Here is a 24,539-nt window from a genome sequence, read left to right as displayed (position 1 = left end):
GTGGGCGTCGGCCTTCGCATCGAGGCCGCGATCAGGGACCGGTCTCGACGCTGAATCCAGTGGCTATCGGCCCAGCCAGATCATCCCGTACATGCTCCGAATCACGGGGTCTACCTGGGGAAACGGAACATGACCCATCCCGCGTATATCCCGTGACCACCGACAAACGGCCGCTCAGGGCTGCATACGGCTGCACACCCCTGAAATGCAGAAGAGGCCCCGTAGGGCCTCGGAGCTGCACTTACTGCTGGCGGCAGGCGCAAGGTTAGAACGTGCGCAGGCTGAGCCGACGGTTTTACAGTCCCGTCGCAATAAGCCCCTGACCTGCGCTTTTCCTCAAGACACAGGTCTCGCGCCGATGCGCCAGGCTGTTCCCGGTCGCGAACGGGGTGACCGGCCGCTTCAATCTTTGGTGGGCCGAAGCGTGATGACGGCGACGAGGAGGGCGATCACGTACAGGCCGCCGCCGGCGAGGATGCCGGTGGTGTAGCCGCGGGTGAGCACATCCAGTTGGGCGCCGCCGGCGGGTTGCGCCGCGGTGACGGCGGTGGCGAGGGCGGCCAGCACGGCGAGGCCGACTGCGCCGCCGATCTGCTGGCTGGTGTTGATGAGGCCGGAGGCGATGCCGGAGTCCCGCACAGCCACGCCGCGCACGCCGACGACGGTCACCGCGACCGTGACGAGCCCCAGCCCTACCCCCGCCACCAGCTGCGCGGGCAGCAGGACGGCCAGGGCGCTCTGGTCAGGGCGGAGCAGCCCGAACCAGGCCATGCCGAGCGCGGCGACCAGCGTTCCGGTCACGATCACGGTCCGGTGGGAGGAGCGGCGCAACAGTTGAGGGCCTAGGGCGCCCGCGCCGACTCCGATGCCGATCGCGAAGGGCAGGTAGGCGATGCCGGTGAGCATGGGCGCGTATCCCTTGACGACCTGCATGTAGAGGGTGAGGAAATAGAAGGTGGCCAGCATGCCGGCGCCGACCAGGAACATGATGAGATTGGCGCCCAGCCTGCCCCGGTCGGCGAGGACGGCAGGCGGCAGCATCGGGGCGGTGGTGCGTCGTTGGATGACGACGAAGGCGACCAGCAGCGCGGCGGCCAGTCCACCCGCGGCCAGGGCAGGCGCGTCGCCGATCCCGTGCTCGCCGGCCCGGTTGATGGCATAGACCAGGCAGCCGAGGCCTAGCGTGACGCTGATCGCCCCGGGCACGTCGACGCCGCCGCGCTCCCGTTCCCCCTCGTTGAGCAACCGCGTGCCGGTCAGGATGGCGAGGGCGACCGGGATGTTCACGAAGAGGATCCAGCGCCAGGAGAGGTATTCGGTGAGCGCCCCGCCGAGCAGCAGGCCCACGACGGAGCCCAGACCACCCATCGCCCCGTACACACCCAGCGCCTTGTTGCGTTCCGATCCGGCGGGGAAGGTGGTGGCAAGCAGGGACAGCGCGGCGGGCGCGGCCAGTGCGGCGCCGAGACCGAGGAGGGCGCGTGCGGCGACCAGCACCGGGCCGGTGGCGGCGAGGCCGCCCAGCAGCGAGGCCGCGATGACGACCAGCAGCCCGGCGCGGAACGCCCGCCGATGACCGAACAGGTCACCGGCACGCCCGCCGGCCAGCAGCAGGCCGCCGAAGGCCACGGCGTAGGCGGTCAGCACCCAGTTCAGCTCCGAGTCGGGCAGCCGCAGCGCGTCCCGGATGATCGGCAGCGCGACGGTGACGATGGTGCCGTCCATCACGAGCAGGAGCTGGGCGGCCGCGATCACGCCCAGTGCAAGGCCCGGCTTGCGGCCTGCTGCAGCAGGCCGGGCCGATGCGGGGACGTCGACAGACATGGCGGTACTTCCTTTGAACAGGAAAAGGGGTCTCAGCTGCGGGCGGCGGCCCGGACGACCGCCGCGGCCAGCCGGGTGTTCTCCGGTGCGTCGAAGCCGAAGGCGGCCCGGCGGCGGGTGTAGCCGTAGGCCACGCCGGTGTGCGGGTCGGCGAAGGATTCTGATCCGGCCGAGCCGGTGTGGCCGAAGGCGCGAGCGCTCAGGAACGGGTAGGTCTGCCCCTTGGCCTGGAAGCCCAGGGCGTAGTGATACCGCTCGCCGCCGACCAGGTCCTTGCCCGTGGAGTGAAGCATGGAGAACTCGGCGAGGGTCTGCGGCTCCAGCAGCGGCGGGCGGTCATCCAGCCCGGAGACGGCGGCCGCGTACAGGGACGCGAGCCCGCGAGCGCTGCCCACTCCGCCCGCCGACGCCTGACCGAGCGCGCGCACCTGGCGGTGGTTGGGGAGGTCCAGTATGTCGGGGACAGTGAAGACGGGCAGGTTGTAGCTGATCCCGGCGACGCTGTGCGGGGTGGGCGCGTAGGCGTCGAAGGCGGCCTGCTGCTCCGGCGTGGCCTGCCAGGGCAGGATGGATAGAAAGCGCGGTTCGAGCGCTTCGGGCAGGCCGAGGTACAGGTCCAGGCCGTACGGTGCGCGGATGCGTTCCTCGTACAGTTCCTGGAGGGACCGGCCGGTGACGCGGCGCACCACCTCTCCCACGATGGCGAAGGGCACGAACGACGCGTAGCCGTAGGCCGAGCCGGGCTTCCACAAGGGCCGCTGCTCGGCCATCCGCTTGGCCACCAGGCGGTCGTCGGCGAGTTCGGCGACGCTCATCCCGTCCTCCGCGCCGACCAGCCCGCTGCGGTGCGTGAGCACGTCGCGGAGCGTGATCCCGGCTTTGCCGCCGACGGCGAACTCCGGCCAGGCGGCGGCGACCGGCTGGTCCAGGTCAACAGACCCCTCCTGCACCAGCAAGGCCACGACCAGGCTCGCCGCGCCCTTGGTCGAGGAGAACACTCCGGTCAGCGTCTCGCCTGTCACGCCGTCGCCGGCCCACAGGTCCACGACCTGACGCCCGTGCACGTACGCGGCCAGCTGTGGGCCCGCCGCGCCACTGTCCTCCGCGACGAAGGCGGCGAACTCCTCGCGTACCTCCTCGAACCCCTCGGCAACGTTTCCGTGCACGTCAAAGTGACTCATGGATTTCTCCTTCAGTGGGTTGGCAGTGAGCGGTACGGTCGCCGTACCGCGAGATAAGTCAGCGGTGCGTGATAGCGCGTCGCAGGGGCGATGGTCGGACGGGTGGCTCCGGCGGGGTCAACACGGCTCGCAGGTCCTCACCCACCGGCTGCTCGATCTCCCGATAGTCCCGTCGGCGAAGCGTTGGATGATCCCGGTCTCGACTCTGCGGGCCAGGGCGTGCCGGTCACGTGCCTGCAGCCCGAACGCGATCCGGCGAGCGACGACGTAGCCGCGGAGCGGTCGCGTGCCGGGGAAGGGCATCGTGCATCGTGGTGCTCAGTTCCATGAGGCGCCCGCGGGCTCCTTGATGGCGGCATTCAGCCGGTTGAACAGGTTGGTGATGCTGATCAGCAGGAGCAGCGCGGCGATCTGCTTCTCGTCGTAGTGATCGGCGACCCGGTCCCACAGCTCGTCGCTCACCGCCTCCCCCGAGCGGTCGGCCAGCCGGGTGACCTCCTCGGCCATCTCCAGCGCGGCGCGCTCGGCGTCGGTGAAGAACGGCGCCTCCCGCCAGGCGGCCACGGCCGCGATCCGCTCGATGCTCTCCCCCGCTTTGACCAGCGCCTGGGTATGGGCGTGCACGCACGCCGAACAACCGTTGATCTGGCTGACGCGCAACGCGGCGATCTCCTGCAGTTCCTGGGAGATGCCGCCCTGGCCGATGGCCTTGAAGATGGCGCCGATGCCCTTCATTCCATCGGGGAGGACGAAGGCGGGGTTGGTCATGCGTGCTTGCATGGTGGTGCTCCTACAGTTGGGATTCACGAGTGACTCCGGCCGGACAGAAGCGGTCCGGCACTGCACTGACGTAACAGCGCGGCCAGAGGTGACCGGAGGACCCTGAGATTTCGGCCCTGAGCCAGCCGCTTGGGATGACTCCAACCCTGCAGCCGCACCGCGGTCTGGATCAACGCAGGCTTCGTAGGCGCACCGATGACATCCGGTTATCGAACGAAAGGCCGTGCGCCTCACCGCGCTCGGCGAGCAGCTCCGCCATGCACTGAGTGCCGGATACCGGCAGATCATGGAAGCGATCCACAACGCCACCGCCATCGCAGGCGGAATCTCGGGTCCGCTCACCCTCGGCACCCTGGGACCGCAACCGTGGGCGATCTCCGACACGATCGAGTCGTTTCAAACACGGCACCCGGCAGCGCGGATGCGTTACCGGGAGATCCAGCCGACCGCCCCGCTCGATCTGCTTCGTTCGGGTGAGGTCGACATAGGGCTGGTCTGGCTGCCGGTCCGCGAACCCGATCTCACGCTTGGCCGCGTATTGGCCATGCTTGAGGTCTGGACGTCCCCCACCGGCACCGCCCAAGCCCATCGCCACACCGCAGCCGGATGAGCACCCCAGCCTGACCGATGTCGAGTCACGGCAACCTGCGCCTGGTCCTCGACGAAAGGCTCGGTGAGGAGATGGCGGACCAGGTCCGCCGGCCTCCTCGGCGGTGGCCTGGGCCTTGAGCCGGCTTCACCGCGCAGTCAATCGATGCTTACGGACTGCGCGCGAGCTCCCGCAGGGCCTTCCTGGTCGTCAGGGATGGATCGAAGTCGGCTGATTTCGGCAGCGGTGCTGCGCTGGGCCGTTCCCAGGAAGCGCAGGACGGCGCTGAGCTCTTCGTCGTCGAAGGCAGCGAGATCGTCTCGGGTACGTGCGATCAATCCCGCATAAGCGCCGGAGACCCGGTCGAGGCCCTCTTGAGTGGGCTCGATGAGGACCCGCCTGCGGTCGTCGGGATCGGCCACCCGCCGGACGCAGCCCGCGGCGACCAGCCGGTCGATCATCCGTGAGGCCGATCCGGTGGTGAGATTCACGTGCTTGGCCAGAACGCCCGGCGTCGTGGGGCCGTGACGGCCCAGCACGTGCAGACACTGCACATCGGTGTCGATGACTCCCAACCGGTTGGCGACAACGTTGTTGAGCTGCACGACCAGAATCGCCCAGCCGGGCACCGCGTCGCCGATGAGCTCGGCGAGCAGCGCTTCCCTGTCCGAATTCGGCTTCGTCATCGTGAGATCCGCTCCATCCAATGTTGCTGCGTCGCGCAGCAATCGTGGTAACTTAACTGCGCGACGCAGCCACTGCGTGGCGCAGTCATATTATCTCATTGCCCTCCGACCAAGGAGCACAGCGCAGTATGACCACATCCACCCGCCCCCAGAGTGGTGGCGCGGCGGCTCCCGCCCTCCTGTCCGGGCGCACGGCGTTCGTCGTTCTGGCCGTGATCCTCATCGCGGACTTCATGGAGCTCCTCGACGCCACGATCGTCAGCGTGGCGGCCCCCGCGATCGCCGAGGACCTGGACGCCAGCGAGTCCTCACTGCAGTGGATGATGGCCGGGTACACGCTCGCCGCCGGAGCAGGCCTGATCACCGGTGGCCGCATCGGTGACCAGTTCGGACGCCGCCGCGTGTTCCTCCTCGGGCTGGCCGCGTTCATGCTGGCCTCCGCCGGCTGCGGGCTGGCGCCGAGCTCCGGTGTGCTGATCGGCATGCGAGTCGCGCAAGGCCTGGCCGCCGGACTGATGATCCCGCAGGTGTTCGGCATCATCCGCGCCTCGTTCGAACCCGGCGCACGCGCGAAGGCGCTCGGCGCCTACGGTGCCGTGCTCGGCGTGGCCTCGGTGGCCGGACCGCTGCTCGGTGGAGTCCTGGTCGAAGCCGACCTGTTCGGTCTGGGCTGGCGGGCGATCTTCTGGGTGAACGTACCGATCGCGATCATCGGGCTGATCGTGGGAGCCCGCTTCATGCCAGAGTCCCGCGTGCCGGGCAACGCCCGGCTGGACCTGCCGGGCGCGGTCCTCGCCTCCGCCGCCGTGGTGCTCCTGCTCCTGCCCCTCATGCAAGGACGCGACTGGGGCTGGCCCTGGTGGAGCTTCCTCATCCTGGCGCTCTCGGTTCCAGCGGTGGCCCTGTTCCTCATCAGGGAACGGCAGCTCGTCGCACGCGGCGGGCAGCCGATCCTCGATCCCGCCCTCCTCCGGGTCCGAGCCTTCGCCGCCGGCCTGTCCGCTTCCCTGCTGTTCTTCGGAGCTCTCGGCTCCTTCTTCCTCCTGCTGTCGCTCTACCTCCAACTGGGCACCGGACGCACCGCGCTGGAAACCGGTCTGGTGATCCTGCCCTATGCCATCGGCTCGATCATCACCTCCGGCATCGGTGTCCAGTTCGCCCACCGCGCCCTCCTTGTATCAGGCGCGCTGGTCCTGGCCGCGTCCCAGGTCGTCCTGCTCCTCATCGTCCGTGACGGCGCCGAACCCACGTATTGGGCACTCGCCGCGCCGCTGTTCGTGGGCGGCCTGGGGCTTGGGCTCACCGCCCCGTCCCTGATCAACGTCGTTCTGGCCGGCGTACCCGCCAAGGACGCCGGTGCCGCCGGCGGTGTCCTCACCACCGTCGGCCAAGTCGGCAACGCACTCGGCGTCGCCGTACTCGGGGTGGTGTTCTTCACCCGGCTGGAAAGCTTCTCCCCCGATGGGGCCACCGGCCTCGTCGCCTACGGCGAGGCCTTCACCGCGATCCTGCCCTGGCAGGTCGCCTGCTACCTCGCCGCGGCCGCGCTCATGTTCCTGCTGCCCAGGCGCGCTAGCGCCGCTCACGCGTGACGGCCGGCACACCGCAGGCCACGGCACCGCTTCTCGTACGTCCGCACATCCTCGCCACCCCGATCCGAACAGCTTCCCAGGAGATCTGATGACCGACGCGCCCCATGTCACCGTCGACCCGTTCGCCAGTACCCTCCGCAAAGTCGGCGAACCCCATCCCGCTCGCGCCGTTCTGCGCGCCGCGGGTCCCATCGTTCAGGCCGACGCCCCGGCCGGCGGCCCGGTGTGGATCATCACCGACGATGTGCTCGCCCGGGAGGTCTTCGTCCACCCGCGTATCGTGAAAGACCCGGCCTACGCGCCGGTGAGCTGGGACCCACGGACAGCAGGTCTCGAACCGACCGCCGCCGCACAACCGTCGCTCACCACCTTCGACGGCCCGGCACACGAGAAACTGCGCCGGGCGCACGCCCCGCTCTTCACGGCCCGGCGGATGAGCGACTACACCGAACGCATCACGGCAATCGCCCGCGAGTTGCTCACCGGGCTCGCAGACACCGGTGAAACGGTGGATCTGATGGCCGACTTCACCACCCGGTTCCCCCTCACCGTGGTCTGCGACGTGCTCGGCGTCCCGCTCGAGCGGATCGACCAGGCCATCGCGGCCTGCCGAGGCATGTACAGCATCGACCCCGAGGAGGTGGGGGCGGCGATGGCCACCTTCGGGGAACTGGCCGCCGCCGCGCTGAGCGACGGCCGGGACGGCCTTGCCGTCGAGCTGCGCGATCGGGTCCCCGAGGAGATCACCGAGACACAGCTGCACTACCTGCTCTTCACGCTGATCTACGCCGGACAGCTCACCACCGACCCGTCGCTGGGATTCCTGCTCGCGCGCGTCTTCGCCGCTGAAGACACCGCAGCGGAGGCGACCACGATCGACGAGTTCGTCCGGGAGACGCTGCGCCTGCACTCGCCGGCGCCCTTCAGCCTCTGGCGGTTCACCTCCGCCGACATCGAGCTCGCCGGGGTGCGCCTCCCCGCCCGCTCGCCGGTGCTCATCGACATCCAGGGCATCAACACCGACCCCGGCCGGTCGATCGGGCCGGACCTCACCTTCGGCGCCGGCCCGCACTACTGCACCGGCGCTCAACTCGCTCAACTCGAGCTGAAGGCGGTCGTGGAGGTCCTGCGGGCCGACTTCCCCAAGGCGCGCCTCGCGGTGCCCTTCACCGAACTCCAGCAGATCGACCTCGGCGGCATACAGGGCAGCCGCTTGATCGCTCTGCCGGTGGAACTACGGGGCTGACGGCCTGCGGCGTCCGGTGCGGGTGCCGGAAAACGGTCGTTTGCCGGCACCCTGCCTGGCTTGTGGCGAAGCTGCAGGCCGGTACATCGGCAACCACAGATGATCAAGCAGGCGCTGCAGTCGGCAACATCGCGGAGACACTCGCCGACCGACAGCGGGACGCAGCGCAGCGAAACATCCCGCCGTGCAGGATCACTTGGGTCTCCCCGAATCCTTAGGGTGAACCCGTCCGGGTTTGATGGACAGCACTGCGCATAACGCGTGGCGGTGTTCGTGTGGCCAAGGGCGTTGACACGGTCCTCGCCGGGGTTGGATCGAGGGGTGTCATCAACGTCCGTGCCGACCGGCGAGGTCGTGGTCGGTGTGCCCGCCTCGGGCTCCACCGATGAGTTTGTGCGGGCTGCCGGGTCGGTACGGGCATGACCACTGTGAACACACCGCCCGTCGTCTCCCGCACGGAGTGGCTGGCCTCAATCGACAACCTGCGCGCCCGGGAGAAGGCGCACACCCGCGAGGGCGACGCGATCGCCGCCGCCCGGCGACGCCTGCCCATGACCGAGGTGGACCCATCGACTCCGCTCGTTGGAGGCGACGGAGCCGTCCCCCTGATCGACGTCTTCGAGGGCCGCACCCAGCTGTTCGCGTCGTATCACATGTGGCACGACGGCCACACCGCCGCCGACCAGTGCGAGGGCTGCACCTTCTTTACCGGCCAGGTCCGCGAACTGTCCTATCTGCACCAGCGTGACGTCACCTTCGCCGTTTTCTGCCAGGGCCCCTACGAGGAGTCCGACCGCTACCGCCGCTTCATGGGCTGGGACATGCCCTGGTACTCCGTACCCGCCGAGTCGCACGAACGGCTCCTCGCCGGCCGCCACTTCGGGATGAAAGCCAGCTACCTCCGCGATGGGGACCGCGTCTTTGAGACGTACTGGACCACCGGCCGCGGCGTCGAACCCATGGCGCCGTCCTACGGCATCCTCGACATGACCGTCTACGGGCGGCAGGAGACCTGGGAGGACTCCCCGTCCGGCTGGCCGCAGCCGTACGAGACTCTGGGCCAGCAGTTCCGCAAGGACGGACGGCCGACCGCGCAATGGACACGGATCACCGCCGGCCACGACGACGACCTCCACAGCGGACAGCCCAGCACGAGCGGATCAGGCTGCTGCTCCTGAACCCGACCCGACGGCCGGCGCGGAGGCGCGGTCGTCGCGTCTCCGGGAGCACCATGATCATTGCACGGCGGGCGCTGCGGCTCCAACGCAGAAGCTGCGAGTGAAAGGGCCGGATCCTGCGGCCCGTCCTGATCGGTGCAGCATGTCCCGGTCAGGACGGGGCCGGGCACATCGCATTGTCAGCTGCTAATTTCCATTCGTAACCTTTGGACCGGTAGACGGCGGTTGACAGGGGATCTTCGAGCCATGGCGGTTCCATCATCGGCGTCGAGATTTGTGGCGCAGGCAGGACGTGAGCTGTTACGCCCGGCGGGACTGAAGCAACAGGGGCGGTCACGGCTATGGCTGGATGATCAGGATTGGTGGCTGGGCATGGTTGAGCTCGGCTCGCCCAGGTGGAGCCAAGGCAGCAGGCTCCGCGTCGGAGTGATGTGGCTGTGGGATGCAACTCCCCATGCCAGATTCGATGTTCTGCATCCGGGCCACGAGAGCACCGACTTTCTCAACGAGGCACAGTTCTCGCAGTCGATCAGGAGCCACTGTGAACTGGCGGTAGAACGTGTCGAGGGCTATCGGCGGAAGTTTCGCGATGTCGCCGCCGCGGCAGAGTTCCTTGCTTCCTCGATGCCGAACCGCCCGACCCCGTGGGATCAGTATCACGCCGGCGTCGCAGCTGCGCTGATCGGGGATGCTGTAGGCGCACGAGCACACTTCTCAGATGTGCTCGACGAGAGTGCCGATGGCCTCCAATGGCTGGGCGACCTGCAGGACAAGATTCGTGCCCTCACGGAACTGATGGATGACCGCGAGGCATTCTGCGCTTGGGCCTCAGCGGTAGTAGCGGACACGCGGCGACAGCTCAAGCTCTGCCCAGCGCGGCCGGACGTGGCCGGCAGGTCAGCCCGGTGATCCACCGGCCGAACCCGTGCGACCCGTCTACTCCGGAGCCATGGACACCGACGTGCCCACGAGCAGATTCTCGTGCGCAAACCCCGGCAGTTCCTCGGCGAACGTTGTCGCCAACCCGAAATCGATCAGCGACGGACGACGTATGTTGCCGGAGTTGATGTCCTTGTGCACCGCACCGTGCCCAGCGACTATAATATTACATACGTCATACCATCGGTATGCTTGGTGCGGGCATGGACCGTGGAGAGTAGATGGAGGAGTCCCGGTGGCGCGTTACGGCAAGGAGCACAAGCAGGCGACGCGGCAGCGGATCATCAAGGTGGCCGGCCAGCGGTTCAAGACCGACGGCATCGACGGCTCCGGCGTGGCCACGTTGATGGCGGACGCGGGGTTGACCAACGGTGCGTTCTACGCCCACTTCTCGTCGAAGGACGACCTGGTCGCCAACGTCGTTGCCGACCAGTTGGGTACTCAGGTCGAGGTGTTCGGCGCGCTGGCGCCCGGCCGCGCGGGGCTGGAGGAGTTCCTCCGCGAATACCTGTCGCCTCAGCATCGCGACAACCCCGGCGCCGGATGCCCCTCCGCCGCCCTGCTCGACGAGATCGGGCGCTGCGCGACCGGGACCAAGGACGCCTTCACCGACGGTGCGCGGTCCATCGTGAACGAGATCGCCGCCCGCCTGGCTCCCGAGGATCCGGAGTCCGCGCGCGGGAAGGCGCTCGCGCTGTACACGATGGCGGTGGGGACGTTGCAGCTGTCCCGTGCGCTGTCCGACCAGGGCTTCGCCGACGAGGTCCTCAGGCAGGGTATCGAGAACGCTCTCGTGTTCCTTCGTTGAGCAATGCCTAGGCGTTCCGCGGCACGGCCCCCTCGCGGTCGAGGGGGCTGTTTCCCTTGCGGCGCTATCGCTGGAGGAATGCGAGGGCCTTGTCGACGAACTGCCCGTGAAACTGGAAGATGCCGCCGTGCCCGGCGTCGGGGTAGATCACCAGGTCGCTGTCCGGCAGGCGTCGGGCAAGGTCGCGCGAGTTCTCTGTCGGCACCATCCGGTCGCTCTCGCCATTGGCGACGAGCGCGGGCTGGCGGATGGCGGAGAGGTCATGTGGCCGCTCCAGTCCCCAGCTGTGGATGGCATCGAGCTGGGCGAAGTAGGACTTGAGCGAGATCGCCTTGTCCCGGTTGTCGGTGCGTTCCTTCAGGCGCGCGAGGAACTGCTTGCCCGCCTGACGGCCGTTGGGGGTCCTGGTGAAGAAGAGGAACTGCTTCGGATCCTGCAGCGTGAGCAGCGCCCGGACGGTGTCGAGATGCGAGAGCTTGGTGACGTTCTTGATGCCCTCGCCGCCGGCCGGCCCGGTGCCCGCGAGGATCAGCTTGCGCACGAGCTGAGGTTCGTCCTGAGCGATCACCTGGGCGATCATGCCGCCCATGGAGAAGCCCAGCAGGTCGACCTGGCTCAGACCCAGCGCCCGAATGAACGTCACGGCGTCCTTCGCCATCGCCTGAATGGTCTTCGGCGTCGCGCCGGTGGAGGCGCCCACGCCCCGGTTGTCGAACGCGATGACCCGATGTTTCGCGGCGAGGCCGTCGACCACCCGGGGGTCCCAGTTGTCGAGGACCGCGGCCAGATGGGTTACCAGGACCAGCGGGACGCCGATCTTCGGGCCGAGCTCCCGGTAGGCGAACTCCACGCCACCGGCGGAGACGGTACGGGTGGGCGCGTTCTTGTATGACGTCACCGCGCTGTTTCGCGCTTCTTGACGGTCGTTCATGGTTATCTCCTTTTGGGCGAGACCCTGAGGTATTCGTGTGTGCCCTCAGGCCCGACGGCGGGGCGGGCCCCGTGCGGTTGAGCGTCTTGGTGCGCCGTGGTTCAATTGAAGTATGGTCGTAATGCAATCACTCCACAAGACACCGGCGGGTCGCTTCAACATGTGATTACGGTCATACTTCACAGCTGGCAGGCTGTCACCGCCTGAACCCTCCGCAGGAGTCTCGCCGCACCAAAGTCACCGGCGGACCTCGAGAAGGAGCAGACCGACGAGGAGCACCGCTCGACCGGATCACCATCACCCACACGCACCCGGCCCGCCTGACGCACCACCGCCAGGCCGCCGCCGATCACGTCGCGGTGCAGGTGATCGGGAAGGGAGCCGGGCCGGTCGGCGATGCCGTACTGGCCCGGCTCGACTCGGTCCGGAGACGACTACCGGAGGAACTGGGTCAGGGCGGCCGCCGTGGCCGCGGGTGCTTCCTCGGCGAGGAAGTGCCCGGAGGCGGCGACGGCGGCCGTGGACATGTCGGTGGCGTAGGACCGCCACACGGCCGCGACGTCGTAGTGGCGGCCGACGAACCCCGCCGTACCCCACATGACCAGCAACGGACAGGTGACCCGGTCGCCGCCGGCGTAACTGGTTTCGTCGTGGTCCAGGTCGATGCTCGCCGCCGCGCGGTAGTCCTCGCAGCTCGCCGCGATGGCGGCGGGGTCTCGGAAGTGCGTGACGTACTGGTCGACGGCGGCCTCGTCGAACGTGTGGCCGCCGGCGGACCAGGCGGCCAGCTTCGCCCGGAGGTAGAACTCGGGGTCGCCACCGATGAGCCGCTCCGGAAATCCGGGCGGCTGGGCCAGGAAGAACCAATGCTCGTACGCCATCGCGAAGGCCGTGTCCACAGTGGCGAAGACGTGCCGGGTGGGCACGATGTCCAGGACGGCGGCCCGACTCACCCGAGCGGGATGGTCGAGGCACATCCGATGCACGACGCGGGCGCCACGGTCGTGTCCGACCGCGGCGAAGCTGTCGAAACCAAGCCTCGCCATCACCGCGACCTGATCCGCGGCCATGGCGCGCTTGCTGTACTCGGCATGGTCGGCGCCCGCTGCCGGTTTGGCGGATCCGCCGTAGCCACGCAGATCGGCCAGCACCACAGTGTGGCGCTCAGCCAGGATCGGTGCGACCCGATGCCACATCACGTGCGTCTGCGGGTAGCCGTGCAGCAGCAGGACGGGCGGCCCCGAGCCCGCACTCCGACCGGCGATGCGAACGCCGTCGACGTCGACCTCGAACCGTTCGAACCCTGCGAGCAGTTGGGTCATGACGCGTTTCCCTTCCGCGCACGGCGTACCCGCATTCGGTTCAGTGCCTCGCGCGGCTCAGAGCCGGCCCACGCTCTCGCCGACGCAGAGGAGGCGATCAGAGATTCTGGTTGATCACGCCGAGGTATTCGCCCAGCTGGTATTCGACATCCAGGCCCTTGTCGGCGGCCAGTGCGCCGAGCGCCATCGCACGAGTCAGGAGTGCCGGGCGGGTCAGCGAGTCCACGAACTCGCCGTAGGCGGTGATCAGGTCGGCGTCCGGCGGCAGGGTGGCCCGGCCGACCATCGCCTTGGCGGTCGCCAACGCCTGCCGGTCGAAAGAAGCGAGGCGAGCGGCCATCGCGTCGACGAAAGCGTCGAGTTCCGCGTCCGGCAGGGCCCGGGTGACCCATCCCCAGCGCTCGGCCAGGTCGGCGTCGTAGTCGGCGCTGCCGAGGATCGCCTCGAGTGCCCGGTCCCGGCCGATGAACCGCGGGAGTCGCTCGGCACCACCGCCGCCGGGGACGATTCCGATACCGACCTCGGGCTGGCCGAAGAACGCCTTCTCACGGCTGGCGTACCGCAGGTCGCAGGCGAGGGCCAGTTCGTTGCCGGCGCCGCGGGTGCGGCCCCGGACGGCCGCGATGCTGACGTACGCGGCCTTGCTCAACCGCAGGACCATGTCGGTCCAGACCGGCGCGTCGTCCTCGTGCTCGGGCACGGGCAGGTTGCCGGCCTCGGCGCCGTCGAAGTGGTTGAAGAAGAAGTCGGGGACCTCGCTGGAGAAGACGACCACTTGGATGTCGGGGTCGTTGTCGAGTCCGCGGACGATCTCGTGCAACGTCACCACGGTCTCGGGAATCACCAGGTTCATCGGAGGATTCGCGAACGTGATCTTGGCGATCTGCGGGGTGGTGCGCTCGAGGCGGATCGTGCTGGACTGGCTCATCGGATGGCTCATTTCGTGGTAGTCGCTTCGATGGAGATAGACGGGCCGGTGGCCCGGTACTTGTGCCGCACATGCCTCAGAGCCGGACGACCATCTTTCCGACGTTCTCGCCGCGCATCATCGCGAGAAACGCGTCCAGCGTGTTGTCGAGGCCGTCGAAGACGGTCTCGCGGAACTGCAGCTTGCCGGTGGCGGCCCAGCCGCCGACCTCGCGGATGAAGTCGGGCTGCAGGTCCAGTTCTTCGTTGAACATGAACGCCAGGATCTTCGACCGGGTGACGGACAGGTTCCACAGGTTGCGCGGCCCGACCACCTTCTCGTCGTTGTACTGCGAGACCATCCCGGACAGCACGATCCGGGCGTGCAGCTTGAGCGCGCCGATCGCCGCTTCGAGGTGTTCGCCGCCGACGTTGTCGAAGAAGACGTCGATGCCGTCCGGTGCCGCCTGCGCCAGCTGCTCGGCGACCGGCCCGTTCTTGTAGTTGAACGCCGCGTCGTAGCCGTACTCCTCGACCAGCAGCTTGACCTTGTCGTCCGAGCCGGCGCTGCCGATCACCCGGGCGGCGCCCTGCAGCTTGGCGATCTGCCCGGCCATGCTGCCGACCGCGCCGGCCGCGCCGGAGACGAATACGGTGTCGCCCTGCTGGACCTGCGCGAAGCGGGTCAGTCCGATGTACGCGGTGAGGCCGGGCAAGCCGAGCACGCCCAGGTACGCCGACAGCGGCGCCAGGTTCTGGTCCACCTTTTGGGCGGTGGCCGCGTCGAGGACGGCGTAGTCACGCCAGCCCAGCGCATGCATCACGTGGTCACCGACCGCGAAACCCTCGGCGTTGGACGCCAGCACCCGGCCGACCGCCGGGCCGTCCAGCGGCTCGCCCACCTCGTACGGTTCGATGTAGGACTTCTTGTCGCTCATCCGGCCCCGCATGTAGGGGTCGACCGAGAGGAACTCGTTGGCGACCAGGATCTGGCCCGGGCCGGGCGCGGCGATCGACACCTCGCGCAGCGCGAACTCCAACGGCGTCGGCCAGCCCACCGGACGCGCCTCCAGGTGCCACGCACGACCGGTGGTGGGCAGGGTCTGCTCGGACATGAGGATCGAGTTCCTTCCGACGAGAGTTTTAAATTACGATCATACGACCATAATCTGAGAAGGGATCTGGAGGCAAGACTCCTCGGTCATCAAATTGTGTTCGTAATCTCACCGGTTGCTCACGCCGGCGGTGAGCCCCGGGCCGGACGGACGGCTGGGCGGTTCGCCGCGCAATCGCGCCGGTGCTCCACGCACGGCCTCCCCGTGCGACGTCCACTGCGATCAGATATAGAGTATGATCATAATTTAATTTCGCCCAGCACCTTGCCTCCGACCACGCCTTCACCCTATAGTCTTATGAACGTAATCCAAAGGGCCAGGGAGCCGACATGACAGCCACCAGCGTCCACTCCCGCGAGTACAAGACCCTCGCCGGCGACGGCGCTGAGTTCGGACACCGGCTCACGGCCTTCAAGGGATAGGCCACTGGCTGCGCCGCCGCCTCGGCGCCTGAGAACTCTCCCCGCCGCCTGCCGGCGAAACAAATCCGTACAGCGGCGTACTCGTCACATCAGCGCCCGACCGGGCGCACAGACTCCCGGAGAATGACATGACTCAGCTCGTCAACCAGACCGTCCTCGTCACCGGCGCCAACCGCGGCATCGGCCGTGAATTCGTCCGTCAACTCCTCGACCGCGGGGTCACGAAGGTCTATGCCGCCGCCCGCGACCCGCGGACGATCCTCGCCGACGACCCCCGCCTGATCCCGCTGCAGCTCGACGTCACGGACGCCGGCTCGGTGGCCCGCGCCGCCGAGATCGCGCAGGACGTGAGCGTCGTGGTGAACAACGCCGGCATCGCCCGCGTCGGTTCGGTCCTCGACTCCGACACCTCCAACCTGCGCAGCGAACTGGAAACGAACCTCTTCGGCCCGCTCGCCGTGACCTCGGCCTTCGCCGACCGCCTGGCGCAGCGTTCCGGCGTCGTCATCAACATCGCCTCGGTCGCCTCCTGGCTCCCTTTCGGCGGCACCTATGGGGTTTCCAAGGCGGCCGTGTGGAGCGCCACCGACTCCATGCGCCTGGAACTCGGACCCCGAGGCGTCCAGGTCGTCGGAGTCCACGTCGGGTACGTCGACACCGACATGACCGCCGGGACAGACGCCGCCAAGTCGAATCCCGCCGACGTGGTTCGGCAAGTCCTCGACGGTGTCGAGAAGGGCGACGTGGAGATCCTGGCCGACGACCTCACCCGCGCGGTCCGCGCCAGCCTCCACCAGCCGATCGAAACCCGACTCGCCCCGTTCCTCCCATAGCGGTCAGGACAGCCAGAGTAGGCCCGACCGGCGGCGAAACCGTGCCATCTCTTCGGCCAGCGCCAGCCGCCTGCATTCGTCACGGCACCGGCCCGGCTGCTCACGGCGAACGTCGTAAGCAGCCAGGCACGTCACCGGTCCGCTTCTCCGAAAGCCAAGGGCCGCGTTGAGCTTCCGGATCCGCCGGCGTGCCCGGCGACACCAGGTGACGTACTCGTACCTGTTCATGAAGGCCAGCGGTGACCAACTCCGCGAACTCACCGCGCTCATCGCCGCCGGGACGATCCGGCCGGTCGTGGACTCCGTCTTCGACTTCGAACAGACCCGCGAAGCCCTGGCCCACGTCGAGCAAGGACGCGCCAAGGCCGGCAAGGTCGTCGTGCGCCCACCCGTTCGGGCACGGGCTGTCGTACGCCGACGTCACGTACTCCGACCTCCGGCTCGGCATCGACGCCATCACCGTCGGCGACCCCACAACGGTGTCAGTGGACGTCACCAACCCCTCCCGCCGCGACGTCGAGGAGGTTGCCCAGCTCTCCGTGCACCAGCGCCACGGCACGTCGTCCCGGCCGGTCCGTGAGCTCAAGGGCTTCGAGCGAGTCCTGCTGCCGGCGGGTGAGACCCGGACGGTGACGTTCGAGCTCGGGCCCGACGCGCTGGGGAAGTTCTCTGAACTAAGAAGTTGATCACGAGTCGGGCGGCAAGTGACCTGTTCATCTACTTCACCGGCCGCACCCGGGAGCGCGGGGATCGGGACGCTGCCGTTGCCCGGCCCACGCGCCCTCGGAGTGCTGGACGACTCAGGTGTTCAGTGACACGGCGGTCGTCATCGTGGTGTAGGCCATGGTGAAGCCGCCTCCGATCGCGTCGATGGCGGCCCCGACGCCCTCCAGCACCTCGGCCACCTTGCCCGGTGGGAGTTGGGTGAGCGCGCCGGTGGTCGGCAGCAGGTCGAGCCAATCGTCGCGGCTGTAGTACTGCTCCCAGCCGAATCGCCACTGCTCCGGCTCGCCGAACCCGGCCGTCCTCCGGATGCCGTCGGTGAACGTGGCGAACATCGCCTGATAGATCTCCTGGGCCGGCCTCGGCGGTCCGGCGCTGAGCGGCGAGTCCGGCGCCACCTCCCGGAAGACGGTGGCGAACGCCTCCGCGACGAAGGGCGGCGGGTCGTAGGCGTGCGCGAACACCGCCAGCAGGCCGCCGGGACGCAACACCTGCGCCGCCTTGGCCGCGCCCGCGACCGGGTCCACCCAGTGCCAGGACTGCCCGGCGACGACCGCGTCGAAGGTGCGACCGGCGGCGTCCCAGTCCTCGAACGTCGCCACCTCGACCTCGACCCCGGTACGGCGGGCGAACTCGGCCATCCGTACGTCCGGCTCGACACCCAGCACCCTGTACCCGGCGGCCAGGAACTGACGGGCTTCAATGCCGGTGCCGCAGCCGACGTCGACGATGTCGGGGCCAGGGCTGGCAGCGATGATCTGCTGCACCAGGGCATCGGGATAGTCGGGCCGGGCCCGGTCGTAGCGTTCGGCGTCGATCCCGAACGACTCCGCCATCTGCCTGGCCTTATGGGGCTCGTTCCGCGGAGCCTCTGGTTGCTCCTGCGATATAGTGGGCATGCGCCCACCATAGTGGGCACGCGCCCACTCGACAACCAGGCAGCGGTTCGCGGTGAGCGAAGAGCGGGCGAAGAAGGAGGAACGGGCGATGCCGACTGGAGTGGCCCTCCGGGATGTGCGGCAGCAGTTGTTCGACGCCGCCGAGCGCGTCCTGCTCCGGGACGGGGCGAACGGCCTGACCAGCCGGGCCGTCACGGCGGAGGCGGGCGTAGCCAAGGGTGTCCTGCACCGGCATTTCGAGGACTTCGACGCCTTCCTCGCCGAGGTCGTGCAGGACCGCATCGCCCGGCTCGAGGGCCAGGCCGCCGCCCTTCGCGGCTCCGCCGGGACCGGCAACGTCGCCGGCAACCTGACCGGGGCGCTGATTGACCTGTTCGACTCGGTCGCGGTGGCGATCGTCGGTCTCGTCATCTTCCGGGACGAGTTGCGTGCCCGCCTGCGTCAGGCCCGGCCGGCTCCCGGCGTCCCGGTCCTGACGGATGCCGCGGCCATGATCGCCGCCTACCTGAACGATGAGTGCGAGCTGGGTCGCATCGCGGCGGACGCCGACGTGGATGCGCTGGCGCTTTCCCTGATCGGGGCCGGGCACATGCTGTTCGCCGGCCGGGAGGCGGTCCCCCCGGAGCCTGAGGAAGTCAGCAAGGTCGTGAACGCCGTCATCGCCGATGTCGTGCAAAGACGACTGCTATGAACTGATGTCCTGCGAAGGCGGCTGTTGCTGTGAGCGGAGGTCGCAGCCCAGGAAGTCCGAGGTGCACGCGCGCTGGGTGAAGCGTTGGGTATGGGCTCGTGACGCAAGAGATCTTCATCGAAGACGGCGACGTAGCCACGAGTGGCCTGTGTGGACAGGCGGCCGAGTGCGGCTGCGCCGATGTGGATAGGCAGTCCATTGTTGATCAGGTCGGTCGCGAAGATTCTGCGGAGATTGTGAGGTGTGAAAGCGAGCCTGGCGAATTCTGGTCGCGTTTCGGCGACGGATCGGCATACGCGGTTGAGGACGCGCCATATGGTTTTGTGAGTTCATTACTCTGCGCGAGGTGCCGATCTTTCGTTGGAACAGGAACGGCATAGGTTCACTCAACACACGCTCGTGCTGATCATACCGTTACACCGAAGCCACCGACTGGAACTCGGGCAGCGCGATCTCCTCACGGGCGGCCTTGAACAACTGGCTGGCCAGTTGCTTCTGCGACCAGCCTCGCTGACGTCGCCCATCGCGAATGTGTTCGGCCCAAGCAGGACATGCAAGCCCCTCGCATCGTCTACTTGAGGCAGGCGATCCGAGCGGTGCGCGGCGACCGGCCCCCTCATCGCGCCTTCAGGAGGGAAGAGGCGCCCGTGCTGACGCCGTCGCGCCAGGGTCGAACACCTCGCTGCGACGCGGGAAGCGCTCAAGACGAGTGTGTCCCGTCCACGTCACCACCCCACTTGAGTAAGGGGCTACTCAAGTGGGGTGAGAGTCAGCGCGAGCATGCTGGGTGACATGCCGAACCTGTCCGATTCCTGCAGGGTCGACCGACTGCCCGCGAGTGTGCGGCAGCTGGCCGGCGAGGTCGGGATGGGCTTCCCCCTGTCCCTGAGACGCTTCATCCGTGACGCCCGCTGTGCCCATGGGCAGTGCGTCACCCTCCACCTGAAAACGCTGGCCACGCCCACGCGGCAGATCCGCGACCAGCTGATCTCGATGCGCACCGTCTACAACGGCGCCGCCGTCGGGGTCGATGTGGGCAGCCGCCAGGAGCTGACCGGCACGGCGTTCACCACGCTGGTGGACGTCGACGTCGCCAAGTGCGATGGCGTGATGACGGCCGAGCAGACGACGCTGTTCGGCAACCGCGCCGGCGCCGGGGCGAACGACGTGGTCGTCTACTTCGTCCGCTCGACCAACCCGGCGCTCAACGGGTGCGCCTCGCACCCGGCCGGCCAGCCGGGCGCCGTGGTCACCGACCTCGCCTCCCGCTGGACGCTCGCCCACGAGACCGGCCACGTCCTCGGCCTGTCGCACATCTCCGGCGAGAACGCCGCCGCCGGAGGACGGCCTTGCAGCACGCCCGACCGGACCCGGCTGATGACCGGCTGCGGCACCGGGGCCATCACCGGCACGCCCACGATCAGCTCCGCGGAGGCGACCACGATGCGAGATTCCACCCTGACCCACGACTGCCCGAGGTGACCGCATGGCCCTCACGAGACAGGACGTGGTGACCGAACTCGGTCCCGACGAGATCGACTACGCCGCGGCGGCGTTTCGCCTGGGGCCCAGCGCGGCCCCGATCCTGGCGGAGCTGGCGGCCGGAGAGGACGTCGAGCTGGCCGCCAAGGCGGCGTCCATGGCCGGGTTCCTCACGGCCGAGCTGGCCAGGCCCGCGATCGAGGAGGCCGCCAACCACGCGGACCCGGTCGTCAGGGTCGCCGCGGCCGGCTCGCTGGAACGCCAGCCCGCGCTCAGCGCCGAGATGGGCAGCCGTTTCCTCTCCGACCCCGACGCGGGCGTCCGCAAGTGGACCCTGCGGGCCCTCGGGGCCGCGCGCCCTGAGGGGGTGCGTGACCAGGTGGCCGACGTGGCCGCCAACGACGAGATCCCTTCCCTGCGAGAGCTCGCCCGCGAAGTCACCCAGCAGCTGCCCCCCTGAAGGAGACCAGATCATGGCAGAAGGCGTTTTCAACACCACCAAGCCCGACACCCCCGGGGTGCTGGCCGAGAGCACCCAGTTCAACGGCGTCCGCGGCATCAGTTTCGCGCCGAACCACGCGGCTGTCGCCGGGATCCAGGAGAACCAGTCCGACCAGGCGGGTCCCGGTGTCCTCGGGACGAGCAAGGGCACCGGGGTATGGGGGCAGAGCCGTACCTGGATGGGGGTGTTCGGCTTCAGCGAAAGCGTCACGGGCGGCGCGGGCGTGATGGGCGAGGCCACCGGGCCGGGCGTCATCGGCGTGAGCAAGACCTGGCACGGCGTGTTCGGCGAGACCAAGTCGATCACCGGCGGGGCCGGAATGTGGGGAGAACACAAGGGCGAGGGCGTCGGCGTGGTCGGCGTCAGCGCCGAGGGTGTGGGCGTTCTCGGCAAAGGCAAGCGGCTTGCGGCCCTCTTCCAGGGCGACGTCGAGGTCACCGGCGACATCCGGCTCGTCAACGCCGACGGCGCCGAGCTGTTCGACGCCGCCGATCCCGACGAGATCACGCCGGGCACGGTCGTGGTCGTCGACGACAGCGGCACGATCAGCCCGTCGACCGTCGGCTACGACCGGACCGTGATCGGCATCGTCTCCGGCGCCGGGGCGTTCCGGCCGGGCATCGTGCTCGACAACCGGGAGGACAACACCTCGCGGCTGCCAGTGGCGGTCTTCGGCAAGGTGTACGTCCACGCCGACGCCACCACGGGCGCCATCGCGATCGGCGACCTGTTGTGCAGCTCCCCGACCCCGGGTCACGCGATGAAGGCGGCCGACCCCGGTCGCGCCTTCGGCGCGGTCATCGGGAAGGCGCTTGGGGCTCTGCGGGAAGGTCAGGGGATGATTCCGGTGCTGGTGTCGCTTCAATAGCCGACGCTTTCGCGTGGATCAGCTCCGCGGGCAGGAGCGCGGCGATCCCGCTGTACGGCGGAGGGGACCAGCGTGACCTCGGCACCGTTGCGGTGGGCCAGCCGCCCGACCACGAACAGGCCCAGCCTGTCCGGCACCAGCCCCCCGTGGGCCAGGGCCGAAGCGTTCCCGGCCGGTGGGCGCCTGCGGGCATGATGCGGCAGCCGTACTTTCAGCCTCATACGATCGTGCGCTGGCGGAAGGCGGAAGAGGTCGGGAGCCTGCTCATTAGGGCCCCCGAGCCAGATCCTGACAGCGACGACTCTTATCTCCCTACGGCTTGCGTCCTGTCGCCAGAGCGGGTGGAGGAGTACCCGGCTGGCTGGGGACTTCCCGCTGAGCTCAGGGCTCGGATCTGGGCATGGGAAGAGGATGCCTCGAACTCTGACGACTGGAGTTATTTCGCGCACCTCTCAACTGCTCCGGGGAGCAAGGTTGGGGGCTGGGTGGACTGGATCCAGGATCGGGTGCAGTTCGAGTGCGGCAGAGGCCACGAGATGGCACACCTGCTGACAATTGCGAGCTGGGAACTCGACATCGAGAGCGGCAAGCGTTGGGCTCCCGTCTAAGAGCGTCCGCTGCTCACCCCTCACGCCCCTCCGGAAGTGCAGAACCCCACCGATCTCATGATCCAGGACGCTGGATCGCTCTACATGTTCGTCTGCTTGGAGTGCCCCGAGCGCCCTGTGGACTCCCTCAGCCAAGGGTCATGAATTTGGCACGCATAGTGCACAACCTCCCACGCCCTAATCGGTGATCATCCGCCTTGCTCCGAGAGCCAGGGTGAGGAACGAACCCTGGCTCGTCGATCGCCCCCAACCACGCACGGCGGCCGACCACGTCGTGGCAATCGTAAGGGCTCTATCTGCGCGGCGGCGTGGCAACCCCGCTCGGAGCGTTCGGTCGGTGCGGCGGGGCCGGCGTGTGGCGTCCGGCCCGGTGTCCCGCCGCCGTCCGGGACCGGCCCCCAGGCCACACGCCCGGACGGCGGGCGGGCGGAGAGCCGGGGGTAATCCCCTCGGGATTCCGGTCGTTATAAAGCTGTTTTTCGGTCCAATCCCGTTGGACCGTTCCCTTTACTTACCGCGCACGGGCGTGCACACTTTACTTCAGCAATGGGGGAAGTCGCTGATCACCACGCCATTCACGCATGTGCTCAGCGCATTATCGGCACCATATCGCTCAGTGCTGCGCAGCACTTTCATCCGCCATGCCTGGAGGGGAATTTTGGAATATCATCCATTATTCGTTGGCCTGGTGTGCAGCTCGCAACGTCTGCCCGCCGTCATTCGCTTTCAATGGAACGGCAGCTCCTATGCGGCCATCGGCACGTCCCGGCAACGACCGGGCTGCGTGGTCCCGTCCGATGGCGGCGGTGCGATCGAGGCCGCGTTCAGCTGTTCAGCGGGTTATACCGGATGCCCCTACTGCGGGGCCGACAACTTCGTCCGGTGCGGCCGCTGCCATGGGCTGAACTGCCATGACAACAGCTGGACCGCCTTTCACTGCCCACGGTGCGAGAACAGCGGAACGACCTCGGGCACCATAGACAGTCTCTCCGGGCTGGGTAAGTCGTGAACGCTCCACGACTGCGACAGATTCATGGCGCGTACCGGGATTACACCGTGACCGGTGACGCCGTCGCCAAAGGGGGCGTCGGCGCGATCTACCGGACCACGGACCCGCAGTGGATGTACAAGGAGTATTCGTCGCCCGACAAGGCCCCTCGGCCCGCTCCTTTCCAGCGGCTGGTGGACGTCGGCAGGGACATTCTCGTGCAGCAGGGGCTCCCGATCGCCGCGCGGCCGGAATCGTCGGTCAACTGGCCCGTGGACATCATCCGGGATCGGGGCGGGCGCATCGAAGGATGCGTCCTGCCCGCCATCCCGCAGCGCTATTTCCGGGCCGACCTGGGCAAGGTCAACACGCTGGACTTCCTCGTCATGCGCCGTGGCCGGCCCCCCGCCGCACTGTCCCGGGTCATCGTGCTCCTGCGGCTGGCCGAGATCCTGGCGTACGTCCACGACAAGAGGCTGGTGCACGGGGACCTCAACGCCAAGAACGTCGCGTGGACGCTGGACCCGCAGCCGACGGCCTACCTCATCGACTGCGACGGCATGGTTCCGCAGCACCCGCCGCCCACCGTCGGGGTTCAGGCGGCGCACTGGACCGATCCGCGGGTCATCGACAAGGTCGTGCCCGCGCCCGACCACTACAGCGACTGGTACTGCCTGGCGCTGGCGTTCTATCGAGGGTTGCTGCTGCCGCAGGGTGGCAGCCTGGCCAAGCACAACGGCGTCTGGGCGGCCCCGAGCCAGATACCCCATGACCTGGATCCGCGCATCGCCACCCTGCTGCGTCGCGGCCTGGCGAACGCACTCGACGCGAGCGGGCGACCCGAGCCAGCGGAGTGGGTACGGGCCGTCCTCGACGTCTACGTGCAAGGAGAACGATACGACGACCAGGCGCTGGCCCTGCTGGACCGCGCGCTGACGGCACCCCTGCCGGACACCTCAGGCCCCGGGTTCGTCCAGATGCCGAGACCGCACCCGCCCGCACCACCCGCCCGGCCGCGGACGATGCCCACGGCCCGGCCGGTGTCCCCGCCGCCTCGACCCCAGCCCCATCCGACCGGGCCGAGACCGTTACCGGGACCGCCGCAGCCGACATGGCGGCAGCCCGTCGCTCCGTCCATCACCTACACGCCCTTTCCGGCCCAGCCGTTCTATCGTCCCCCGCAGGCGTTCGCCCGATGGGCCATGAACGGCGGCAAGAGATGGTGGATTCCGCTGCTGCTGCTCACCATCCTCTTCTGGCCCGTCGGCCTCGTTCTCTGCTCGATCGTGCTCGTACAGGCGCTGACCGCCGACCCCGACGCCTATGGCCGGATGAAAGCCATCGTCAGCAGCACCGCCGGCATCGCTATGTGCTCGTTGCACGCGTTGCTCTTCCTGATCTCCCTGATCGCGATCTAACGAACAGA

The 24,539-nt window shown here is 68.3% G+C and carries 25 protein-coding genes and 1 pseudogene; 15 read left to right on the top strand and 11 right to left on the bottom strand.

Features of this window, described 5'->3' with window-relative positions; genetic code table 11:
• Positions 1 to 402: 402 nt before the first annotated feature.
• The 3 genes from ACTMTI_RS24595 to ACTMTI_RS24585 form a co-directional block, all read right to left on the bottom strand.
• Positions 403 to 1,824, bottom strand: coding sequence for an MFS transporter (locus ACTMTI_RS24595; RefSeq protein WP_441122855.1), 1,422 nt, complete (start codon positions 1,822 to 1,824; stop codon positions 403 to 405).
• A gap of 32 nt (positions 1,825 to 1,856) precedes the next feature.
• Positions 1,857 to 3,005: a serine hydrolase domain-containing protein gene (locus ACTMTI_RS24590; RefSeq protein ID WP_441122854.1), complete on the bottom strand. Its 1,149-nt coding sequence runs from the start codon at positions 3,003 to 3,005 to the stop codon at positions 1,857 to 1,859.
• A gap of 318 nt (positions 3,006 to 3,323) precedes the next feature.
• Positions 3,324 to 3,785: a carboxymuconolactone decarboxylase family protein gene (locus ACTMTI_RS24585; RefSeq protein WP_441122853.1), complete on the bottom strand. Its 462-nt coding sequence runs from the start codon at positions 3,783 to 3,785 to the stop codon at positions 3,324 to 3,326.
• 223 nt (positions 3,786 to 4,008) lie between these two features.
• On the opposite strand from ACTMTI_RS24585, the gene ACTMTI_RS24580 reads away from it, so the two are divergent.
• Positions 4,009 to 4,395 carry a LysR substrate-binding domain-containing protein gene (locus tag ACTMTI_RS24580; protein ID WP_441122852.1) on the top strand — a complete coding sequence of 129 codons (387 nt, stop codon included), beginning with the start codon at positions 4,009 to 4,011 and terminating at the stop codon, positions 4,393 to 4,395.
• Positions 4,396 to 4,532: 137 nt separating this feature from the next.
• On the opposite strand, the gene ACTMTI_RS24575 is transcribed toward ACTMTI_RS24580, so the two are convergent.
• Positions 4,533 to 5,102 (bottom strand): MarR family winged helix-turn-helix transcriptional regulator, encoded by a 570-nt coding sequence (locus ACTMTI_RS24575; RefSeq protein WP_441122851.1) that lies wholly within the window; start codon positions 5,100 to 5,102, stop codon positions 4,533 to 4,535.
• Positions 5,103 to 5,188: 86 nt separating this feature from the next.
• Here ACTMTI_RS24575 and ACTMTI_RS24570 point away from each other — a divergent pair, with 86 nt between their 5' ends.
• The 4 genes from ACTMTI_RS24570 to ACTMTI_RS24555 all read left to right on the top strand — a co-directional run bounded on the left by ACTMTI_RS24570 (position 5,189) and on the right by ACTMTI_RS24555 (position 9,985).
• On the top strand, positions 5,189 to 6,652 hold the full coding sequence (locus ACTMTI_RS24570) for an MFS transporter (RefSeq protein ID WP_441122850.1): 1,464 nt from the start codon (positions 5,189 to 5,191) through the stop codon (positions 6,650 to 6,652).
• Between the two features lie 88 nt (positions 6,653 to 6,740).
• Positions 6,741 to 7,898, top strand: a complete 1,158-nt coding sequence (locus ACTMTI_RS24565) for a cytochrome P450 (RefSeq protein WP_441122849.1) — start codon at positions 6,741 to 6,743, stop codon at positions 7,896 to 7,898.
• Between the two features lie 419 nt (positions 7,899 to 8,317).
• Positions 8,318 to 9,076, top strand: coding sequence for a DUF899 family protein (locus ACTMTI_RS24560; RefSeq protein WP_441122848.1), 759 nt, complete (start codon positions 8,318 to 8,320; stop codon positions 9,074 to 9,076).
• Positions 9,077 to 9,448: 372 nt separating this feature from the next.
• On the top strand, positions 9,449 to 9,985 hold the full coding sequence (locus ACTMTI_RS24555) for a hypothetical protein (protein ID WP_441122847.1): 537 nt from the start codon (positions 9,449 to 9,451) through the stop codon (positions 9,983 to 9,985).
• Between the two features lie 27 nt (positions 9,986 to 10,012).
• On the opposite strand, the gene ACTMTI_RS24550 is transcribed toward ACTMTI_RS24555, so the two are convergent.
• Positions 10,013 to 10,156, bottom strand: coding sequence for a hypothetical protein (locus ACTMTI_RS24550; RefSeq protein WP_441122846.1), 144 nt, complete (start codon positions 10,154 to 10,156; stop codon positions 10,013 to 10,015).
• Positions 10,157 to 10,250: 94 nt separating this feature from the next.
• Between ACTMTI_RS24550 and ACTMTI_RS24545 the strand changes: the two genes are divergently transcribed.
• Positions 10,251 to 10,823: a TetR/AcrR family transcriptional regulator gene (locus ACTMTI_RS24545; RefSeq protein WP_441122845.1), complete on the top strand. Its 573-nt coding sequence runs from the start codon at positions 10,251 to 10,253 to the stop codon at positions 10,821 to 10,823.
• A gap of 64 nt (positions 10,824 to 10,887) precedes the next feature.
• Here ACTMTI_RS24545 and ACTMTI_RS24540 read toward each other — a convergent pair whose 3' ends face one another.
• The 4 genes from ACTMTI_RS24540 to ACTMTI_RS24525 form a co-directional block, all read right to left on the bottom strand.
• A complete protein-coding gene (locus ACTMTI_RS24540) occupies positions 10,888 to 11,754 on the bottom strand; it encodes an alpha/beta fold hydrolase (protein ID WP_441122844.1) in 867 nt (288 codons plus the stop codon).
• Between the two features lie 434 nt (positions 11,755 to 12,188).
• Positions 12,189 to 13,076, bottom strand: a complete 888-nt coding sequence (locus ACTMTI_RS24535; RefSeq protein WP_441122843.1) for an alpha/beta hydrolase — start codon at positions 13,074 to 13,076, stop codon at positions 12,189 to 12,191.
• A 97-nt stretch (positions 13,077 to 13,173) separates the two neighbouring features.
• Complete coding sequence (locus ACTMTI_RS24530; RefSeq protein ID WP_441122842.1) at positions 13,174 to 14,004, bottom strand: enoyl-CoA hydratase/isomerase family protein; 831 nt, start codon at positions 14,002 to 14,004, stop codon at positions 13,174 to 13,176.
• 76 nt (positions 14,005 to 14,080) lie between these two features.
• Positions 14,081 to 15,097 (bottom strand): NADP-dependent oxidoreductase, encoded by a 1,017-nt coding sequence (locus ACTMTI_RS24525; protein ID WP_441122841.1) that lies wholly within the window; start codon positions 15,095 to 15,097, stop codon positions 14,081 to 14,083.
• Between the two features lie 550 nt (positions 15,098 to 15,647).
• On the opposite strand from ACTMTI_RS24525, the gene ACTMTI_RS24520 reads away from it, so the two are divergent.
• The 3 genes from ACTMTI_RS24520 (at position 15,648) to ACTMTI_RS24510 (ending at position 17,038) form a co-directional block, all read left to right on the top strand.
• Positions 15,648 to 16,352 carry an SDR family oxidoreductase gene (locus tag ACTMTI_RS24520; RefSeq protein ID WP_441122840.1) on the top strand — a complete coding sequence of 235 codons (705 nt, stop codon included), beginning with the start codon at positions 15,648 to 15,650 and terminating at the stop codon, positions 16,350 to 16,352.
• Positions 16,353 to 16,578: 226 nt separating this feature from the next.
• Positions 16,579 to 16,932 (top strand): zinc-binding dehydrogenase, encoded by a 354-nt coding sequence (locus ACTMTI_RS24515; RefSeq protein WP_441123153.1) that lies wholly within the window; start codon positions 16,579 to 16,581, stop codon positions 16,930 to 16,932.
• Positions 16,832 to 17,038, top strand: coding sequence for a fibronectin type III-like domain-contianing protein (locus tag ACTMTI_RS24510; protein ID WP_441122839.1), 207 nt, complete (start codon positions 16,832 to 16,834; stop codon positions 17,036 to 17,038). Before ACTMTI_RS24515 ends, ACTMTI_RS24510 begins: the two co-directional genes overlap by 101 nt.
• A 114-nt stretch (positions 17,039 to 17,152) precedes the next feature.
• On the opposite strand, the gene ACTMTI_RS24505 is transcribed toward ACTMTI_RS24510, so the two are convergent.
• Positions 17,153 to 17,974, bottom strand: coding sequence for a class I SAM-dependent methyltransferase (locus tag ACTMTI_RS24505; protein WP_441122838.1), 822 nt, complete (start codon positions 17,972 to 17,974; stop codon positions 17,153 to 17,155).
• An 88-nt stretch (positions 17,975 to 18,062) separates the two neighbouring features.
• Between ACTMTI_RS24505 and ACTMTI_RS24500 the strand changes: the two genes are divergently transcribed.
• Entirely contained in the window at positions 18,063 to 18,665 is a 603-nt protein-coding gene (locus tag ACTMTI_RS24500) for a TetR/AcrR family transcriptional regulator (RefSeq protein ID WP_441122837.1), read from the top strand.
• Positions 18,666 to 18,793: 128 nt separating this feature from the next.
• Here ACTMTI_RS24500 and ACTMTI_RS24495 read toward each other — a convergent pair.
• Positions 18,794 to 18,982, bottom strand: a pseudogene (locus tag ACTMTI_RS24495) (tyrosine-type recombinase/integrase); the annotation flags it as partial.
• 475 nt (positions 18,983 to 19,457) lie between these two features.
• Here ACTMTI_RS24495 and ACTMTI_RS24490 point away from each other — a divergent pair.
• The 5 genes from ACTMTI_RS24490 (at position 19,458) to ACTMTI_RS24470 (ending at position 24,531) form a co-directional block, all read left to right on the top strand.
• Positions 19,458 to 20,147, top strand: a complete 690-nt coding sequence (locus ACTMTI_RS24490; RefSeq protein WP_441122836.1) for a hypothetical protein — start codon at positions 19,458 to 19,460, stop codon at positions 20,145 to 20,147.
• 4 nt (positions 20,148 to 20,151) lie between these two features.
• The gene (locus ACTMTI_RS24485; protein ID WP_441122835.1) at positions 20,152 to 20,607 is read left to right on the top strand and encodes a HEAT repeat domain-containing protein; all 456 of its coding nucleotides are present in this window, start codon (positions 20,152 to 20,154) and stop codon (positions 20,605 to 20,607) included.
• A gap of 13 nt (positions 20,608 to 20,620) precedes the next feature.
• A complete protein-coding gene (locus ACTMTI_RS24480; protein WP_441122834.1) occupies positions 20,621 to 21,517 on the top strand; it encodes a hypothetical protein in 897 nt (298 codons plus the stop codon).
• Between the two features lie 1,134 nt (positions 21,518 to 22,651).
• Complete coding sequence (locus ACTMTI_RS24475) at positions 22,652 to 23,134, top strand: hypothetical protein (RefSeq protein WP_441122833.1); 483 nt, start codon at positions 22,652 to 22,654, stop codon at positions 23,132 to 23,134.
• Between the two features lie 47 nt (positions 23,135 to 23,181).
• Positions 23,182 to 24,531 (top strand): hypothetical protein, encoded by a 1,350-nt coding sequence (locus ACTMTI_RS24470; RefSeq protein ID WP_441122832.1) that lies wholly within the window; start codon positions 23,182 to 23,184, stop codon positions 24,529 to 24,531.
• Positions 24,532 to 24,539 lie beyond the last annotated feature (8 nt).

The organism is Nonomuraea sp. H19 (genome assembly GCF_052068215.1).
Classification (GTDB): Bacteria; Actinomycetota; Actinomycetes; order Streptosporangiales; family Streptosporangiaceae; genus Nonomuraea.
The sequence above is the reverse complement of the archived record's forward strand: the minus strand, read 5'-3'. Positions and strand labels throughout refer to the sequence as shown.

Bases quoted from the DNA above. Each gene is read 5' to 3' on its own strand.
- ACTMTI_RS24530 (WP_441122842.1), bottom strand. From the start codon at position 14,004: ATGAGCCAGTCCAGCACGATCCGCCTCGAGCGCACCACCCCGCAGATC.
- ACTMTI_RS24525 (WP_441122841.1), bottom strand. From the start codon at position 15,097: ATGTCCGAGCAGACCCTGCCCACCACCGGTCGTGCGTGGCACCTGGAG.
- ACTMTI_RS24595 (WP_441122855.1), bottom strand. From the start codon at position 1,824: ATGTCTGTCGACGTCCCCGCATCGGCCCGGCCTGCTGCAGCAGGCCGC.
- ACTMTI_RS24505 (WP_441122838.1), bottom strand. From the start codon at position 17,974: ATGCCCACTATATCGCAGGAGCAACCAGAGGCTCCGCGGAACGAGCCC.
- ACTMTI_RS24490 (WP_441122836.1), top strand. From the start codon at position 19,458: ATGCCGAACCTGTCCGATTCCTGCAGGGTCGACCGACTGCCCGCGAGT.
- ACTMTI_RS24515 (WP_441123153.1), top strand. From the start codon at position 16,579: ATGAAGGCCAGCGGTGACCAACTCCGCGAACTCACCGCGCTCATCGCC.
- ACTMTI_RS24565 (WP_441122849.1), top strand. From the start codon at position 6,741: ATGACCGACGCGCCCCATGTCACCGTCGACCCGTTCGCCAGTACCCTC.
- ACTMTI_RS24540 (WP_441122844.1), bottom strand. From the start codon at position 11,754: ATGAACGACCGTCAAGAAGCGCGAAACAGCGCGGTGACGTCATACAAG.
- ACTMTI_RS24555 (WP_441122847.1), top strand. From the start codon at position 9,449: ATGGTTGAGCTCGGCTCGCCCAGGTGGAGCCAAGGCAGCAGGCTCCGC.
- ACTMTI_RS24485 (WP_441122835.1), top strand. From the start codon at position 20,152: ATGGCCCTCACGAGACAGGACGTGGTGACCGAACTCGGTCCCGACGAG.
- ACTMTI_RS24570 (WP_441122850.1), top strand. From the start codon at position 5,189: ATGACCACATCCACCCGCCCCCAGAGTGGTGGCGCGGCGGCTCCCGCC.
- ACTMTI_RS24480 (WP_441122834.1), top strand. From the start codon at position 20,621: ATGGCAGAAGGCGTTTTCAACACCACCAAGCCCGACACCCCCGGGGTG.
- ACTMTI_RS24585 (WP_441122853.1), bottom strand. From the start codon at position 3,785: ATGCAAGCACGCATGACCAACCCCGCCTTCGTCCTCCCCGATGGAATG.
- ACTMTI_RS24500 (WP_441122837.1), top strand. From the start codon at position 18,063: ATGCCGACTGGAGTGGCCCTCCGGGATGTGCGGCAGCAGTTGTTCGAC.
- ACTMTI_RS24535 (WP_441122843.1), bottom strand. From the start codon at position 13,076: ATGACCCAACTGCTCGCAGGGTTCGAACGGTTCGAGGTCGACGTCGAC.
- ACTMTI_RS24560 (WP_441122848.1), top strand. From the start codon at position 8,318: ATGACCACTGTGAACACACCGCCCGTCGTCTCCCGCACGGAGTGGCTG.
- ACTMTI_RS24590 (WP_441122854.1), bottom strand. From the start codon at position 3,005: ATGAGTCACTTTGACGTGCACGGAAACGTTGCCGAGGGGTTCGAGGAG.
- ACTMTI_RS24520 (WP_441122840.1), top strand. From the start codon at position 15,648: ATGACTCAGCTCGTCAACCAGACCGTCCTCGTCACCGGCGCCAACCGC.